Source organism: Actinosynnema pretiosum (assembly GCF_024171695.1).
GTDB classification, from domain to species: Bacteria; Actinomycetota; Actinomycetes; order Mycobacteriales; family Pseudonocardiaceae; genus Actinosynnema; species Actinosynnema pretiosum.
Genome location: NZ_JAMTCF010000011.1, coordinates 47,498 through 63,425, shown reverse-complemented (window position 1 = coordinate 63,425; position 15,928 = coordinate 47,498). Strand labels below are relative to the sequence as shown.

Sequence of the window (15,928 nt, the reverse complement as noted above, 5' to 3'; positions counted from 1 at the left end):
CGGGTGTCCAAGACCTGTTCCGCACCGGGTCATGCGTGCCGCGCATCACCGCTGGGCGCGTAGGGTCGCGGGTGTGGTCGAGAGCTTCCCGGTGACCGCCGCCGACCTGGACCTGCGGCTGGTGCGGTACTTCACGGTCGTGGCCGAGCACCTGAGCTTCGGGCGGGCGGCGGACGAGCTGCGCGTGGCGCAGCCGTCGCTGAGCAGGCAGGTGCGGCGGTTGGAGGAGCAGCTCGGGGTGCGGTTGCTGGAGCGGTCGCCGCGCGGGAGCGCGCTCACGCCCGCCGGGCGGGCGTTCCTGCCGCGCGCCGGGGAGCTGCTCGGGGTGGCCGGGGTCGCGGTGCGCGAGGCCCGCGAGGCCGACGCGCCCGCCCGCGAGCTGGTGGTGGGGGCCGTCGCCGACCTGGTCGCCACGCCGGTGGCCCGCGAGCTGCGGCGGGCGCACCCCGGCGCCGAGGTGCGGGTGCGGCACCTGACCTGGCAGTCCACCGGGGCGCTGGGGCGGGGTCGGGTGGACGCGCTGCTGACGCGGTTGCCGGTGCCGGGCGAGGGGGTGCGGGTGAGCGTGCTGCGGGAGGAGCCGTGGGTGGCGCTGCTGCCCGCCGCGCACCGGTTGGCGGGGCGGGAGGTGGTGCGGGTGGAGGACTTCCCCGGCGCGGAGCTGACGCCGTGCGCGATGACGGCGGCGATCTGGGTAGGGCCCGCGGGTTCGGCGCCGCCGGTGGGGGTGGAGGACAGCTTCGAGGACAAGGTGGAGCTGGTCGCGGACGGGGGCGGGGTGGTGCTGGTGCCGAGCGGGGACCGGCGGGTCACCGCGCGGGACGACCTGGTGGTGGTTCCGGTGGCGGGGATCGCGCCCAGCCGGGTGGTGGCGGTGACGCGGGCCGCCGACCGGAACCCGCTGGCCGGAGCGTTCCACGAGGTCGCGCGGCGGGTGCTGGGCGGGTGAGCGCCGGGTGGGACCGGGGTGGTCCCGCCCGGCGCTGACGGGTCGGGCGCTGCCGGGTCGGGTGGGGACGTCAGACCAGGAACTTCGCGCGCAGCGCGGTGATCGTGGCCTCGTCGAGGCCGATGCCCTGCCGGAGGTAGGCGTCGAAGCCGCCGTACAGGCGTTGGACCTGGTTCTGCGCGGCCCGCAGCCAGGACAGCTCCACGGCCTGCGGGTTGCCGGTGTGAATGTTGCTGGCCAGGAAGTCCGCCTCCACCACGTCGGCGGGCACGCCGAGCAGGGTGAGCAGGACCGCCGTCGCCCAGCCGGTCCGGTCCTTGCCCGCCGAGCAGTGCACGACGACCGGGCCTGGGGCGGTGGCCACGGCGGTCAGGAAGTCGCGGAACGCCCGGTCGGCGCCGACGAAGTTGACCATGAACGGGTAGCCGACGGACTGGCCGAGGTCGGAGGAGCCGGAGAGCAGACCGGCGGCCAGCGCTTCCAGGAGGGTCATCAGGGCCGCGTCGTGGAAGCGGACGCCGTGGTCGAGCGAGGCGACGTCGGCCACCTGGTAGGCGATCCCGGCGGGGAGCCGGTCGGGTTCCTCCAGGCGCTCCACGAAGTTGCGCAGGTCGACGACCTTCACCACGCCCAGGCCGGTGAGCCTGCGCTGCTCGTCGGCGGTGAGGTTGCTGAGCTTGTTGGAGCGGTACAGGACGTCGTGGCGCACCCAGTGGCCGTCCGAGGTGCGGTAGCCGCCGACGTCGCGGAAGTTCTTGGCCGAGGCGAAGCCGAGGTGCCGGTCGGCGACCACGAGCGGGGCGCCGCTGTCCGGGGTCAGGCGGAAGTACCAGCGGTCGGCCGCCGGGAGCGGGGGCACGGACAGGGTCCCGGTCCCGCCCGCCCCGCCGACCTCCACGCCGGTGGTCGCCTCCGGGGAGGTGACGGCGGTGATCCGGACCGAGCTCGCGGGCGAGGCCCAGGACAGGGCGTGGCCGCCGTCCGCCCCCCGCACGGCGGCTGCCTGGGTGAACGCGACCGCCTCGGGCGCGGCGCTCGCCGGGGCGGTCAGCCCCGTGACGAGGCCGAGCACCCCGATGGCCGCCACCACAACACGAAGACCGCGCATGACGCTCCTCACCGTTCGACGGGTTCAGCAGTGCAGGGCGCGCCGTCGCAGACGTCGACGACGCGGCCGGTCCGCAGGAACTCCGCCTTCTGCGCGCGTGCGGCGGCGGAGTTCCTGGGGTCCTCGTGGGGGTCGTGGCCCCCGGTCGGGGGGACGTTCCCCGGTGGTGGGGCCGGGGTTCCGCTGTCCCAGACCACCAGCGCGCTCCCGGTGTGCGGGGCGCGGGCGCGGCGCAGTCCCCAGTGCGGCACGGCGTCCGGGCTCCGGCCGGGGGCCAGGACCGGCGTGAGCACGGGGATCCCGGCCGTCCTGGCCTGGACGTCGGCTGCGGCGTTGGCGACCTGGTGGTCGCCGAAGGCGATGTGCAGCAGCACTTCCCGGTCGCGCAGCAGCGGCGCGTAGCCGTTGGTCTCGGCGCGGTCCCACAGCAGTTGCATGAGGGCGATGACGACCTGCTGGGCCTGGCGGTCCGGGTAGGTGGTGTCGAGGACGGCCTGGAACGGGGCGAAGTCGCTGCTGCGGTTCAGGAGCAGGCCGTAGTTCATGCCGGTGACGCCGAGGACGGCCGCGCGGATGTCGCGGTCGGCGGCGACCAGGGCGCCGCCGAGGATGCCGCCCTGGCTGTTGCCGTCGAAGACCAGGCCGGGGCCGGGGTCGAGCAGCGGGGCGGTGTCGCCGCGCAGGGCCGGGTGCGCGGCGAGGCCGTCGGGGTGGGTGAGGGCTCGGCCGAGCAGGAGCGCGTTCAGGATGCCCTGGACGCTGCGGTCGGGGACGGCCTGGAAGCCGGTGACGTCGGCCAGCGCGGCCAGGACCACGGGCACGTCGGCCCTGGCCATGCCGATCCAGTCGGTGGCGCAGAAGGCGAAGCCGTGCTCGGCGGCCATGGCGCGGACGTTGCGGGCGCCGACCTCGTTCAGCGAGCCGAGCAGGCCGTGGCCGTACAGGGCCGGTCTGGCGGGGGTGCGGAAGGCCGATCTGGGGATGACGCAGCGGAAGTCGGCTTCCAGGTCGCCGTTGCGCTGCGGGACGCCTCGGGGGTCGCGCAGCAGCGTCGAGCCCGGTGGGCCGCCGGGGAGGGCGAGGTAGTTGGGGGCGGTGAGCTTCCCGGTGACCTCGCGGCCGATCAGGGGGTCCTGCTCGGGGGTGGGGTCGGTGGTGGCGGTGATCCGGAACTCCGGGGCGCGGTCGCCGAGGGCGCGGAGCGCGTCGTCGCGCGCGGAGAACAGGTCGCCGGTGAGGGAGCGGCGGCTGGCGACGGTGAAGTCCCAGGCCAGGGTGAGCGAGCGGGGTGGGACTCCGCTGCGCGCCAGGAGGTCCAGCGCCGGGGTGAGGTGGCGCTGCCTGGGGCGCAGCGGGTGCGCGGCGGGGAGCCGGTGGCCCGCGACGGCGCGGTAGGCCGGGCCTGCGGGGATCGGGGAGCCGTCCTCGGCGCGGAGCGCGCGCAGGGCGACGACGTAGCGGTGGCCCTCGCGCAGGTTGCGGGCCGGGTGGATCAGCAGGGCGCGGCGGTCGGGGGGCGCGCCGGAGTCCGGTTCGGCCCAGTGCGGCCAGCGCTCGCCGGTGGTGGCGTCGAGCAGGACGGTGGGCGAGTCGGGGCGCAGGGAGCGGCCGATGTCGGTGACCGGGGGCAGGCCGGAGGCCTCGGCGTCCAGGCCGGGGACGTGGGCCAGCAGCGTGGCGCCGGGCGAGAAGCCGTCGGCGCGGTTCCACGCGGTCGGGTCGACCGGCTCGCCCGCCGCCGACCTCGGCAGGGACTCGGCGCGCAGGGCGAGCCTGCGGCCGGTGGGGGTGGTCGGGTCGGGGCGGGTGTGCCAGTCGTTCGGGAACGGGAGGGCGCACGCGCCGCCGCCACCGCCGAGCGGGTCGCACGGGGCGGCGTCCGGCGCCCGCTCCCCCGCCGGGTCGGGGCTCCCCGTCGCGCCGGTGAGCAGCGGGACGAGGAGCAGGGCCGCAGGCAGCCGCACGTCAGAGCCCCTCGGCGGTGGACGACAGGTGCTCGGCGATCACGCGGGCGTAGTTCTCCTCGCCGCGCCGGTTCGGGTGCAGCGGGGCGGCGAGGGTGACCGGGACGTAGCCCTCGATCCAGCGCTCGGCGTTCGGCGCGCAGGTGTCGTGCCCGGCGCTCGGGGCGACCAGGTCCACGTACTCGGCGCCGTGCGCGGCGGCCCGGTCGGCGAGCACGGCGTTCATCCGGTTCACGCCGTCCTGCAGGAAGTCGGCGTCGGGCGCGAGGACCGGTTGCACCGGCCAGCAGCCGCCGGGCCGGATGTACAGGCCGTACCCGACCACCACGACGCGGGCGGCCGGTGAGCGCTCGGCGATGGTGGTGAGCGCGGCGTCCAGGCGCGGGCCGAGCTCGGCGAGGCGCTGGGTCAGGCGCTCCTGGAACCCGCCGTTGCAGGGGGTGGCGGTCGGGTCCCAGCGCACGCAGTCCTGGGCGATGCCGACGAGGCCGACGTCGTTGCCGCCCATGGTGATCGTGACCAGGCCGGTGTCCGGGCGCAGCACGTCGAACTGGGGTGGCGCGCTCCCGGCGGGGACGCCGAGCAGGGACAGCGACTGCGGTTGGGCGAGGTGCTTGGTCTGGGCGCCGCTGCAGGTGGCGTCGGCCAGCTGGGCGCCCAGGGCGGCGGCGAGCACGTGCGGGTAGTTGCGGGTGGATCGGCCGCAGGCGAGCGGGCCGGTGAAGTCCGGGATGAGCGGGCCGGACGCCATCGAGTCGCCGAGCGCGGCGTAGCCGAGCGGTTGCGCGGTGGCGGCGGTGGGGACGGCGAGCGCGGTCAGCGCGGACGCGGTCAGTGCGATCAGGCCCAGCAGGGCACGGCGGGACGCGCTGGTCATGCGGGAACACCCCCGGCAGGGATCGGGTGCGGCAGGGATTCGGGACAGCAGGGATTCGGGGCAGCGGGGAGCAGGCAGGGCCCGGTCGCGGCGGAGAGCGTTGTCGCGAAAGGGTTTCGGCGGGATCGTTGCTGCGGACGGCGGAGCGGGTCGGCGGTCGCGGCGGCAATCGGTCGGGGCGGGGAACGGCTGTGGCAGGCGCCACATCACATCTTGCGGGCTCGGCGCCGCCGAGATCGACTGGACGGGACGCAGACTTTCGCGGGGGACGCTGTGACGGGTGACAAAGCGCCGCCCCGGATCGCGGGCCGGGCGGTGGCCCCCGCGCTGCGGGCGGGCGCGGCGGCGCTGGCGGCGCGCGTGGTGGAGCGGTTGACCGCCGAGCTGCCGGTGTACGCGGACCTGCCGCGCGAGGAGATCGCGGGCGACATCACCGCGATCGTGCGGCACAACCTGCTGGTGTGCGCGGACGTGCTGGAGCAGCGCAGGTCCGCGACCGAGCGCGAGCTGCGACCGCAGCGCGAGTCGGCCGAGCTGCGCGCGGAGGAGGGCGTGCCGCTGGAGGCGGTGCTGTCGGCGTACCAGCTCGGCGCGGCGCTGTGCTGCCGGGCGCTGACCGAGGGCGCGGGGCCGGACGACCTGCCGACCGTGCTGGAGGTGGTGGACGGGCTGCTCGGGTTCCAGCGGCAGCTGACCGCCGAGGTGACCCGCGCCTACCAGCGGGCGCGGGCCGCGCTGGACGGGCACGAGCGGTCGGGGCGGCACGCGCTGCTGGCCGCGCTGCTCGCGGGCGAGGGCCCGGAGGCGCCCGGCGGTTACCTGGCGCTGGAGGTGTTCCTGCCGCCGCACCGGGACGAGTCGGGCGCGGGGGCGCGGATCTCGGCGCGGCGCAAGCTGCGGCGGGTGCTGGCGGTGCTGGACGGCTTCGCCGACGAGCCCGCGCTGGCCGCGCTGGACCACTCGGGCGGCACGGCGCTGCTGCCGCTGGCGGCCGAGCCGGGGTGGCCCGAGGTGCGGGCGCTGGTGGACCGGTTGGCGCTGGCGGCGGACGTGCCGGTGACGGCGGCGGCCGGGTACGCGGGCGCGCCGGGGGTGCCTGCGGTGGTGGCGCGCAACGCGGAGGTGCTGGAGGTGGTGCTGCGCACCGACCGGCCGCCGGGCGCGCACCGGTTGGCGGACGTGCTGCTGGACTACCAGCTGAGCAGGCCGAGCGGGGCGCTGCGACCGCTGGCGGGGCTGGTGGCCGCGCTGGAGCCGAAGCCGGAGCTGCTGCGCACCTTGGAGGTGCACCTGGCGCTGGACCTCGACCGCAAGGCGACGGCGGCCCGGCTGCACCTGCACCCGAACACGGTCGACTACCGGCTGCGCCGCATCCACCGGTTGACCGGGCTGTCGCCGACCCGGCCGCAGGACTGCCGCAGCCTGGCGGCGGCGCTGGTGGCCCGCCGGTTCACCGGGCCCGAGCACGGCCCCCACCAGCGGTGACGCCCCGGTTTCCCGGACATCGGGAAGCCCTGTCAACCCCCTTCGCGGCGACTGCGACGTGCTCCGCCCCACACCGACTATGAAAACGGTTATCGTCCCACTTACAGTGGGCGCACCCCCGTCGCCGATCCCCACCCAGGTGTCCCCGTGCGCTTCTCCGGTTCGCTCGCCCTGCTCTCCGTCCCCCTGCTGCTCGCCACGTCGGGCTGCTTCGCGGGCGAGCAGGCGGCGGAAGGCCCCTCGTCCGACCGCATCAAGATCGCCATGCTCCAGCCGCCGCGCTTCGGCCTGACCCCGTTCAGCGACGACGCGTTCAAGCTGTCCCGCTGGTCGACCGCCGAGACCCTGGTGAACCTGGACGCGGACGGCAACGCCCTGCCCGGCCTGGCCACCGAGTGGACCAGGACCTCCGACACCGCCTGGGAGCTGACCGTCCGCGAGGGCGTGAAGTTCCACGACGGCAGCGACCTGACCGCCGACGCCGTGGTGAACACGCTGACCCGCGCGGGCGAGGCCTCGCCGAAGCCGCGCATCCTGGACGGCGTCCAGCTCACCGCGCAGGCCGCCGGGAACAAGGTCACCATCACCACCGGCTCCCCCGACCCCCTCGTGCCGCAGCGGCTCTCGTCGCCGCAGCTGGCGATCCTCGCGCCGAGCGCGTACGCCGAGGACGGCAAGGTCAACCCGGTCGGCACCGGAAGCGGGCCGTTCGAGCTGGTGGAGGTCGGCGGCACGAGCACCGCGACGCTGGACCGGTTCGACGGCTACTGGGGCGGGAAGGCCAAGGCCTCCGGCCTGGACGTGTCGTTCGTGCCGGACGGCACGGCGCGCGCCGCGTCGGTGCGCACCGGTGAGGCGCACATCGCCGAGACGGTCCCGGTGTCGCAGGCGGCGCTGCTGGACCCCGCGCTGCTGACCGAGGTGCCGATGCCGCGCACCAACACGCTGTACCTGAACACGCGCGGCGGCCCGACGGCCGACCCGGCGGTGCGGGCGGCGGTGCGCGCGGCCGTGGACGCCGAGGAGATCGTGAAGGGCGTCTACGAGGGCCGCGCGGACGTCGCCAAGGGCCTGCTGGGCCCGGCGCTGCCGTGGACCGTGGACGAGCGCAAGCCCCTGACCGACCGGACCGCGCCCGCCGCCGCGAACGGCGCGTCGATCACCATCGGCACGTTCACCGACCGGGCCGAGCTGCCCGAGGTGGCCTCCATCGTGCAGCAGCGCCTCGAGGACGCCGGGTTCACCGTGAAGCAGGACGTCCGCGAGTACGCGCACATCGAGCAGGACGCGCTGGCGGGCAAGTTCGACGTCTTCATCCTGTCCCGCGCCACCGTGCTGGACTCCGGCGACCCGGTCGCCTACCTGCGCTCGGACTTCACCTGCGGCGGGTCGTTCAACATCTCCGGGCTGTGCGACCCGGCCGTGGACGCGGCCGTGCAGGCGGCGGAGGGCGCCGAGGCCGGTCCCGAGCGGCGGGCTGCGATCCTGGCCGCCGAGGCGGCGATCCTGCGCACCGACGCGGGTGTGCCGATGCTGCACGAGCGGGTCATCCAGGCGGACGCGGCGAACGTCGCGGACTCGGTGAAGGACCCGCGCGAGCGGGCGCTGGTCACCGCCGCCACGCACCTCCGCTGACGGTCGAAGTTCTTGACAGGCAAGGGTTTCTGACGTTGTTCAAGTTCGGGACCGCGGCGTCCAGGATCGTGTCCGTCACGGCCGTGGTCGCCGCGGTCGGCCTCGTCCCGTGGTTGGCGGGGCGCGACCCGGCGCTGTCGATCCTGCGCGCCCGCTCCGGCGAGCAGGACCCCACGGAGGAGGCGCTCGGGTCGATCCGGCGCGAGCTGGGGCTCGACGCGGACCCGGTGGCGCTGTTCGGGAACTGGCTCGGGCGCGCGCTGCGCGGGGACCTCGGCGCCTCGTGGGTCAACGGGCAGCCGGTGCTGGAGTCGGTGCTGGCCGGGCTGGGCGTGTCGCTGACGCTGATGGGCGTGGCGCTGGCGGGCGCGCTGCTGGTCGCGACGGCGCTGTGCGTGCCGACGATGCGGCGCGGGCTGCGCGGGGACAACAGGCGTGGCGGTGGCGCGGCGGCGGCGGTGCTGGCCGCGGCGCCGGAGTTCCTGCTGGCGGCGCTGCTGATCGTGGTGGTGTCGGTGTGGCTGGGCTGGTTGCCGCCGTACGGCTGGCAGGGACCGCAGCACCTGGTGCTGCCCGCGCTGGCGATGGCGCTGCCCGCCGGTGCGGTGCTGGGCAGGCTGGTGGACGACGCGCTGCCGCCGGTGTTCGGCGAGCAGTGGGTGTCGCTGTGGCGGTCGTGGGGCTGCTCGCGGGCGGTGCTGGCGCGGGGCGTGCTGCGGCGCGCGCTGCCGCCGGTGCTGCCGCAGGTGGGGCTCGCGGCGGTCGGGATCATCGGCGGCGCGGTGTCGGTGGAGGTGGTGTTCGCGATCCCCGGCGTCGGGCGGACCGCGCTGGGCGCCGCCGAGTCGCAGGACCTGCCGCTGCTCCAGGGCTCGGTGATCGTGCTGCTGCTGGTGGGCATGATCGGCGGGGTGGTGACCGCGCTGGTGCGACGCCGGGTGCTCGGTCCGGCGCTGCGCGACGCGGCGCTGATCACGCCCCCGCCGGTGCCGGTGCGCGGGCACCGGGCGGTGGTGGCGTGCGCGGGCGGCGTGGTGGCGGTGCTGACGGCGTGGGGGCTGACCCGCGACCCGCTGCGCCTGGACACCACCGCGCGGCTGTCCGCGCCGAGCTGGGCGCACCCGCTGGGCACGGACTCGCTGGGGCGGGACGTGCTGGCGCGGGTCGGGCACGGGGCGCTGGCGACGGTGGGCGTGGCGGTGGCGGTGTGCGCGTTCGCGTTCGTCGTGGCGCTGCTGCTGGGGTTCCTGCCGTCGGTGACGCGGGCGGCGGCGGAGACGGCGAACGCGGTGCCGCCGGTGATCGCGGGCCTGCTGGTGGCCGCGACGCTCGGGCCGGACGGGAGCAGCGCGGCGCTGGCCGTGGCGCTGGTGTCGTGGCCGGTGCTGTCGGAGCACGCGGCGTCGCTGGTCGAGGAGGCCCGTGCGGCGCAGCACGTGGCGGAGAACCGGGCGCTGGGCGCGAGTCCGGTGTGGACGCTGCGCAAGCACGTGCTGCCGGCCGTGGTCGGCCCCCTGGCGCGACACGCCGTGCTGCGGCTGCCGGGCATCGCGCTGGCGCTGGCTTCCCTAGGATTCCTCGGGCTGGGCACTCCGCCGCCGGCCCCCGAGTGGGGCCTGCTGCTGTCGGAGACCCTGCCGTACGTGGAGCGCGCGCCGTGGGCGACGTTGGCCCCCGCGGGCGCTTTGCTGGCGCTGGCGGTGTTCGCCGTGTCCCTGGCCGCCTCAGCCCGTGTTCCGAGGAGGTCGTAGATGGGTCGCGCGGTGGTCGAGCGCGGGGTGGTGCGCGCGGACGCGCTCGCCAGGCTGCTGGTGGGGACGCAGTTCGCGTTCAACGTGGGGTTCTTCGCGGTGCTCCCGCACCTGGCGGCGCACCTGAGCGGCGGGCTGGGGCTGGCCGGGTGGCTGGTCGGCGTGGTGCTGGGGCTGCGGACGTTCAGCCAGCAGGGCATGTTCGTGGTCGGCGGCGCGCTGGCGGACCGCTTCGGGCCGCGCCCGGCGGTGCTGGTCGGGTGCGCGCTGCGGGTGCTGGGGTTCGGGTGGCTGGCGTTCGCCTCGGGCACGGCGTCGGTGATCGGGGCGGTGCTGCTGATCGGGTTCGCGGCGGCGCTGTTCTCGCCTGCGGTGGAGTCGGAGGTGGCGCGGCAGGCGCTGGAGCGGGAGCAGCGGACCGGGGAGCCCCGGACGAAGCTGCTGGGGACGTTCCACGCGGGTGGTCAGGCCGGGGCGCTGATCGGGCCGGTGCTGGGCGCTTTGCTGCTGGGGCAGGGCTTCCGGGCGGTGGCGCTGGCGGGCGCGGCGGTGTTCGTGGTGATCCTGGTCGGGCACTGGTTCCTGATGCCGAGCCGCGAGCCGGTGAAGCCGCCGCCGCTGACGTTCCGGGGCGTGGCGGGGAACCGGGCGTTCTTGCTGCTGTGCCTGGCCTACGGCGGGTACCTGGTGATCTACAACCAGATGTACCTGACGCTCCCGGCTGAGCTGGAGCGGGCCACCGGCGGCCAGGCGGCGCTGGGGTGGTTGTTCGCGCTGTCGTCGGTGATCGTGGTGGCGTTGCAGGTGCCGCTGTCGAAGTGGGCCGGGCGGGCGCTGACCCCGGCGGCGGCGCTGCGGTGGGGGCTGGGGGTGCTGGCGGTGGGCTGCGCGCTGCCCGCGCTGCTGCCCGCGACCGGTCTGACCGGGTCGGTGGTGTTCGTGGTGCTGCTGACCGGCGGCCAGATGCTGGCCGCCCCGGCGGCGCGCGCGCTGGTGCCGGACCTGGTGGACGAGCGGCTGCTGGGCACGTTCATGGGGGCGATGTCGTCCCTGTCGGGGCTGCTGGTCCTGGCGACCTCGGCACCGCTGGGCGCGGTCGCGGAGGCCGGTGGCGCGGCGATGTGGCTGGGGATGGCGGTGATCCCGCTGGTGGGGGTGCTGGTGGTGCCCCGGCGGGCGGGGTCCCGGCTCTCGGGTGAGCCGGTCGCGTCGAGGTAGCGGACCTGCCCGTGGCGGGGTTCGAGGGCGGTGTGGCCGCGCTCGACGGCCCGGAGGGTGGCGGGACCGGCGATCGCGGCGTGGCCGAGCCGGTGGTGGACGAGCGTGAAGCGGTGGTTCTCGGGAGTGGTGAGATCCGCTCTGGCCAACGCCACCACGACGCCCCCCTCGATGATCTTTCGCCCTGGCTGACGAGGCGCCCCCGCCGCCTACGAGGTCATCGCCACCGCGCCGGGCCGCCGCACCGGCTCCCCCGCGCAGGCCCGCACCAGCTCGTGCACCCCGTAGTGCCCCGGCTTCGCCCGGTGCAGCAGCTGCGCCCGCCCCAGCGCGTCGAGCTGCGCCCGCGCCCGCCCCACGTCCAGCTGCCCGGCCGACGCCAGCCACCGGGGCGTGATCCGCCGCCCGCTCCCCGCCACCACCAGCCGGAAGGCCCGCACCAGCTCCGGCGGCTGGTGCGACAGGGTCCACGCCAGCACCCCCCGCACGTCCCCCACGCCCCGCTGCCGCGCCGCCAGCCCGGCCACGAGCGACTGCACGGACGTCTCCACCTTCGTCGCCACCACCTCCGCCGCCAGCCGCAGCGCCAGCGGCAGGCGGGCGCAGCGGTCCACCAGCTCCACCGCCGCGTCCTGGTCCACCGACGGGCGGTTGCGGGTCAGCCTGGTGAGCAGGTCCACGGCCTCCGCGCCGGTCAGGGGCGGCACGGGGAGGTGGATCGCGTCGCGCAGCGCGAACTCCCGGCCGGTGATCACCACCGCCCGGCCCGGCCACGCCGCGAGCAGCGGGCGGGCGTGCTCGGCGCTGCGGACGTTGTCCAGCACCAGGAGCGACCGCCGCCCCGGCGCCTTCGGCCGCGCCTCGCTGTCGCGCCCGCGCAGGTCCACGTACACCGCCCCGTCCGGGAACCGGTGCCCCCTGCGGTGCGCCCACCGCACCACCGCCGCCGTCCGCCCGACCCCGCTGGGCCCGGACACCACCGCGTACCGGGGCCCGTCGACCAGCCCGTCCAGCGCGGCCAGGAACCGCTCCCGCCCGGCGAACCCGAACACCTCCGGCGGCAGCTCCCGCAGCACCCGCCCACGAGCCTCGCGCCGCGCGCTGCGCTCCTGCTCGACCAGGTCCCGCACCCGCCCGAGCTGCACCTCCTCGGCGGGCGTGGCCCCGAGCAGCCGCACGAGCACGCCGAACCGGTCCGTGGGCGGCAGCGTCGTGCCGGTGAGGTAGTCGGAGACCGTGCCGAGCGCGTACCCGGTCGAGGCGGCGATCTGGCGGACGGTGAGCTCACCGTCCCCGGTGGCGCGGGCGCGGCGGGTGCGCAGGGCGCGTAAGTCGGCGGCGAGTTCGACGATGGTGGGTGCGCTGTCCGGCATGGCTGTTCTCGATCCCCTCGGGCTGGCTACGTGGGGTGGATCGCCGCAGGGGCCGCAGACGTGACCCGACCGCCGAAGAGGACTACCTGTTCGTGTGGATGTGGGGTGCGGGTGTAACTACGTTCGGTGATCGATGGGTTGGGGTGGGCGAGGCTGGCTCGGGGTGGTTGACCGGGGTGGCGCGGGGGCGGGACTTGCGGGTGAGAATAACCGCAATTCTGCGGTAGCGGTTTCCATAAGTAATGGAAAAATACTTCCCCATTCACCCGTGCTAGCGTTCCGAAATCCGTTCCACCCCCTTCCGGGAGACGTCCGTAACGAGCAAACCCCGCCTGTTCCTCAGCTGGTGCCTCAAGGACGAGCACCTGAAGAACGTCCTGCTGGAGGACCTCTTACTCGCGCTGGGGACGTTCAACGACCTGAAGGTCGAGTGGCGGGAGAGCAGCCACCTGAACTGCGGCGAGTCCTTGAAGAAGGAAGTTCTGGCCCGCCTCGGCGAGGCCGACTACGGCGTTCTCCTGCTGACCAACAAGTACTTCGGAAGTGCATTCATCAGGAAGCACGAACTCCCCCGCTTCTCCGGTCCTGACGCCGACAAGGGCGCGCTTCCGGTCGCCCTCGGGCCGCGCACGTACGGCAGTCACATCGACCTGGGCGGAGCGGAGAAGCAGCTGATCTTCGACTACGAGGGCCGCAGCTTCGCCGAGTTGACGGGCGCCCGGCGCACGAAGTTCGCCAACGCCCTGGCAGATGCGATCCGCCGCCGCCTGCTCGACCAGAGCGGATACCGAGAGCTGTGACCACGATCCTCCGCAGCAACGAGATCCCCCCGTTCCTCCGGGCCCTGCGGTCGGCGCTGACCGAGACGCAGGTGCAGCGGCTGGAGGTGATCTGCGGCCTGGTCGGCGAGGACGGGCGCTTCCTGCTGCGCACTGCGCTGACCGAGGCGGGTTTCCCCGCCGGGAGCAGTCAGGGCCAGGACGCGTTCCGCGCCTTCCGCAAGCGGGTAAACGAAGCCGCCGAGAGCGCGGGGGTGGACCTGCGCCTGGAACTGGAGGCGCTGAAGGTGCCACCGGAGCGGCGGTACGGCTGGTTCGCGTGTCGGGACCTCACGGACCAGCGCATCGCCGCGTTCAGCGACGAGGCCGCAGAGCGGAACAAGCTGGAGACGCCGGTAGAGCCGACGGTCGCGGAGCTGGGAAACTCGCGACGGACGCGGGTGCACGTCAGCTTCCACGCGAAGGACGAGCAGGTTCCGGCGAAGGTGGCCCAGTTCCTCGACGACCTCGGCAACGTGCTGGGAGCCGATGCGGAGAGGAACTGGGCCGTCACGCACACCCGGTCGATAGCACTGGGTGAGAACATCACGGCCAGGCGAGAGCAGTTGATCGCGGAAGCAGACGTCTGCATCGCCTTGGTGTCCACCGGCTACCTGGCCGACGGGGTGGAACACGGCAGGTTGGCCGACTGCGCGGAGAAGGCGCTGCTGTTCGCGCTGAGCGACTTACCGGACGGCCCGCTCAAGCTGCACCCGTTCCAACGGCACGACGTGCTGTGCATTGAAGACCCGTGGGAAAGCCGGTCCACCAGCAGGCAGCGGGCCAAGTACACCAAGGCGGTCAAGCAGGAGATTCAGCGCTGGCTCAACCAGAAACCCGTGGCACCGCTTACCAGCGACAAGTCATTGAGGCGCTTCACGGAACAGATGGTCGACCGCCGACGCCGCGATGACAGCGACTACCTGATACCTGCACACATCGCCCAGACCTCCTTGCAGGAGAGCAGGCTGGACGGGACACCACCCCAGAGCGGCCCGGCGCTGAACGCGGTCAATCGACTGATCGACTGGGCGACCGACAGCTCACCGGAGGCGCCGAGGCTGTGCGCGTTGCTCGGTGACGTGGGCATGGGCAAGACCACGACGACCAAGCTCTTCACCCGCGAACTGCTGAAGTTGCACGAGGAGAACCCGGCCACCCCGCTGCCGCTCCTGTTTGACCTGCGGGATGTTCGCGTCACGAACCTGGCAGGGGCGATGACGCTCGACAGCATCCTCGACAACATGATCGAAGCAGCACGCCCAGCCGACACCTCAGCCGACCAGCTCAACGCGAAGGTCGTGCGGGACCGGTTGGCGAAGGGCAACGCGGTGGTCATCTTCGACGGCTTGGACGAGGTGCTGGTCCATCTCTCCGCGCACGACCGGCAGCTGTTCACCCGCCAGCTGTGGCGCGCGGTCGAGGAGAAGACGGCGAGCCGGATGCTGCTGTCCTGCCGGACGCAGTACTTCCGCACAATCCGCGACGAGGTCACGTACTTCACCGGCGAGATGCGCCAAGGACTGCGGGGGAACGACTACCTCGCCCTGCTCATGCTGCCGTTCAACGACGAGCAGGTGCGGGAGTACCTGATCAGGAACATGGAGCGCGACGAGACGCAGGTCGACGACTTCATCAACACGATCAAGGTGGTACACAACCTGCCGGAACTAGCTCAGCGACCGATCACACTGCGACTGATCTCCGAGCAGGTGAAGTTCATCGAGCGCGCCAAGCTGAAAGGACGGACCCTGCGCTCGGTCGACATCTACTCGGAGGTGGTCGAGCGCTGGATCTCACGGGACTGGGGCAAGCACCAACTCCATTCTGAGCACAAGCGCCCGCTCATGGAGGAGATCGCAGGGGCGCTGTGGCGGTCCGGGCAGAACTCCTGGAGCCCTGCCGAGGTAGACGACTGGCTCTTGGCGCTGATGGAACGCCGCCCCGACCTCAGGCGGCACTACAGCAAGTACGAGCCGGATCTATGGAAGGCGGACTTCCGCACGGCCACCTTCCTCAGGCGAGAGGGTGACACGTTCGAGTTCGCACACCGGTCCCTCTTCGAGTACTTCCTGGCCTGCCACCTGTGGCATCTGATGAGCGATCCAAAATTTTTTGACCGCGAAGACGATCCACTTTCCATGGCGGTACCCAGTCCAGAAACGCTTGACTTCCTCGGTCAACTGATCGAAGGATCAGAAGAGACGCCACGTTTACGCGCTCTCTCCACCTTGAGAAAGATTGGCCAGAAGTACAGACCACAGGCTTCAGAGTTAGCTTTCGCCTATGCACTACACGCAGCACAGCGAGGCTACCCGCGCCAGTCACTAATTCGCATAGACCTATCGGGAGCCAACCTGTCCGGCTGGCAAATCGGACACAAGGAGGCTAACGAACCATTGTCCATGTCACAGGCAAATCTTGTTGACGCAGACATAAAGCGGGCCATTTTTCATAAAACAAATCTTTGTAATGCAAACTTCTCAAGAAGTTTGGCAAATCTGACCGAATTTCATTCATCAGACTTGTCGGACTCTTCATGGCTAGACGCAAAACTTCCCGGATCGTTATTTCGAGACTGCACCCTGAAAGGTGTCGATGTAACCACAATTAGAGCACACAGGACACGAATTATCTATTGCACACCAAGCTTTTCACCTACACCCGACTTCACCTTAGCGCCGGATGTCGAGTCAGGAAAAATTTCCGATTTTCACTTAATCTACCTCACCGGACACACAGACTGGGTA

General features: G+C 73.1%; 11 protein-coding genes. 7 read left to right on the top strand and 4 right to left on the bottom strand.

What is annotated here, in order from left to right; genetic code table 11:
* Positions 1-73 precede the first annotated feature (73 nt).
* Positions 74-949, top strand: coding sequence for a LysR family transcriptional regulator (locus LV78_RS22530; protein WP_253847590.1), 876 nt, complete (start codon positions 74-76; stop codon positions 947-949).
* Between the two features lie 70 nt (positions 950-1,019).
* On the opposite strand, the gene LV78_RS22525 is transcribed toward LV78_RS22530, so the two are convergent.
* Genes LV78_RS22525 through LV78_RS22515 form a run of 3 tightly spaced genes read right to left on the bottom strand, consistent with a single transcriptional unit; the run spans position 1,020 to position 4,898 of the window.
* Positions 1,020-2,057, bottom strand: a complete 1,038-nt coding sequence (locus LV78_RS22525) for a tyrosine-protein phosphatase (RefSeq protein ID WP_253847589.1) — start codon at positions 2,055-2,057, stop codon at positions 1,020-1,022.
* Positions 2,058-2,065: 8 nt separating this feature from the next.
* Positions 2,066-4,021 (bottom strand): hypothetical protein, encoded by a 1,956-nt coding sequence (locus LV78_RS22520; protein ID WP_253847588.1) that lies wholly within the window; start codon positions 4,019-4,021, stop codon positions 2,066-2,068.
* Between the two features lies 1 nt (position 4,022).
* Positions 4,023-4,898 carry an SGNH/GDSL hydrolase family protein gene (locus LV78_RS22515; protein WP_253847587.1) on the bottom strand — a complete coding sequence of 292 codons (876 nt, stop codon included), beginning with the start codon at positions 4,896-4,898 and terminating at the stop codon, positions 4,023-4,025.
* Between the two features lie 273 nt (positions 4,899-5,171).
* Here LV78_RS22515 and LV78_RS22510 point away from each other — a divergent pair, with 273 nt between their 5' ends.
* The 4 genes from LV78_RS22510 (at position 5,172) to LV78_RS22495 (ending at position 10,987) form a co-directional block, all read left to right on the top strand.
* Positions 5,172-6,383, top strand: coding sequence for a PucR family transcriptional regulator (locus LV78_RS22510; protein ID WP_253847586.1), 1,212 nt, complete (start codon positions 5,172-5,174; stop codon positions 6,381-6,383).
* Between the two features lie 147 nt (positions 6,384-6,530).
* The gene (locus LV78_RS22505) at positions 6,531-8,018 is read left to right on the top strand and encodes an ABC transporter substrate-binding protein (RefSeq protein ID WP_253847585.1); all 1,488 of its coding nucleotides are present in this window, start codon (positions 6,531-6,533) and stop codon (positions 8,016-8,018) included.
* A 35-nt stretch (positions 8,019-8,053) separates the two neighbouring features.
* Complete coding sequence (locus tag LV78_RS22500) at positions 8,054-9,769, top strand: ABC transporter permease subunit (protein WP_253847584.1); 1,716 nt, start codon at positions 8,054-8,056, stop codon at positions 9,767-9,769.
* Complete coding sequence (locus tag LV78_RS22495) at positions 9,770-10,987, top strand: MFS transporter (protein ID WP_253847583.1); 1,218 nt, start codon at positions 9,770-9,772, stop codon at positions 10,985-10,987.
* A gap of 209 nt (positions 10,988-11,196) precedes the next feature.
* Here LV78_RS22495 and LV78_RS22490 read toward each other — a convergent pair whose 3' ends face one another.
* On the bottom strand, positions 11,197-12,360 hold the full coding sequence (locus tag LV78_RS22490) for a helix-turn-helix domain-containing protein (RefSeq protein ID WP_253847582.1): 1,164 nt from the start codon (positions 12,358-12,360) through the stop codon (positions 11,197-11,199).
* Between the two features lie 467 nt (positions 12,361-12,827).
* On the opposite strand from LV78_RS22490, the gene LV78_RS22485 reads away from it, so the two are divergent.
* Together LV78_RS22485 and LV78_RS22480 are read left to right on the top strand one after the other, a co-directional pair.
* Positions 12,828-13,160: a hypothetical protein gene (locus tag LV78_RS22485; protein WP_253847581.1), complete on the top strand. Its 333-nt coding sequence runs from the start codon at positions 12,828-12,830 to the stop codon at positions 13,158-13,160.
* On the top strand, positions 13,157-15,928 hold a 2,772-nt coding region (locus tag LV78_RS22480; protein ID WP_253847580.1), incomplete at its 3' end, for a pentapeptide repeat-containing protein. The genes LV78_RS22485 and LV78_RS22480, both read left to right, overlap by 4 nt.

Coding starts and splice junctions, on each gene's coding strand:
- LV78_RS22495 (WP_253847583.1), top strand. CDS start 9,770: ATGGGTCGCGCGGTGGTCGAGCGCGGGGTGGTGCGCGCGGACGCGCTC.
- LV78_RS22490 (WP_253847582.1), bottom strand. CDS start 12,360: ATGCCGGACAGCGCACCCACCATCGTCGAACTCGCCGCCGACTTACGC.
- LV78_RS22515 (WP_253847587.1), bottom strand. CDS start 4,898: ATGACCAGCGCGTCCCGCCGTGCCCTGCTGGGCCTGATCGCACTGACC.
- LV78_RS22525 (WP_253847589.1), bottom strand. CDS start 2,057: ATGCGCGGTCTTCGTGTTGTGGTGGCGGCCATCGGGGTGCTCGGCCTC.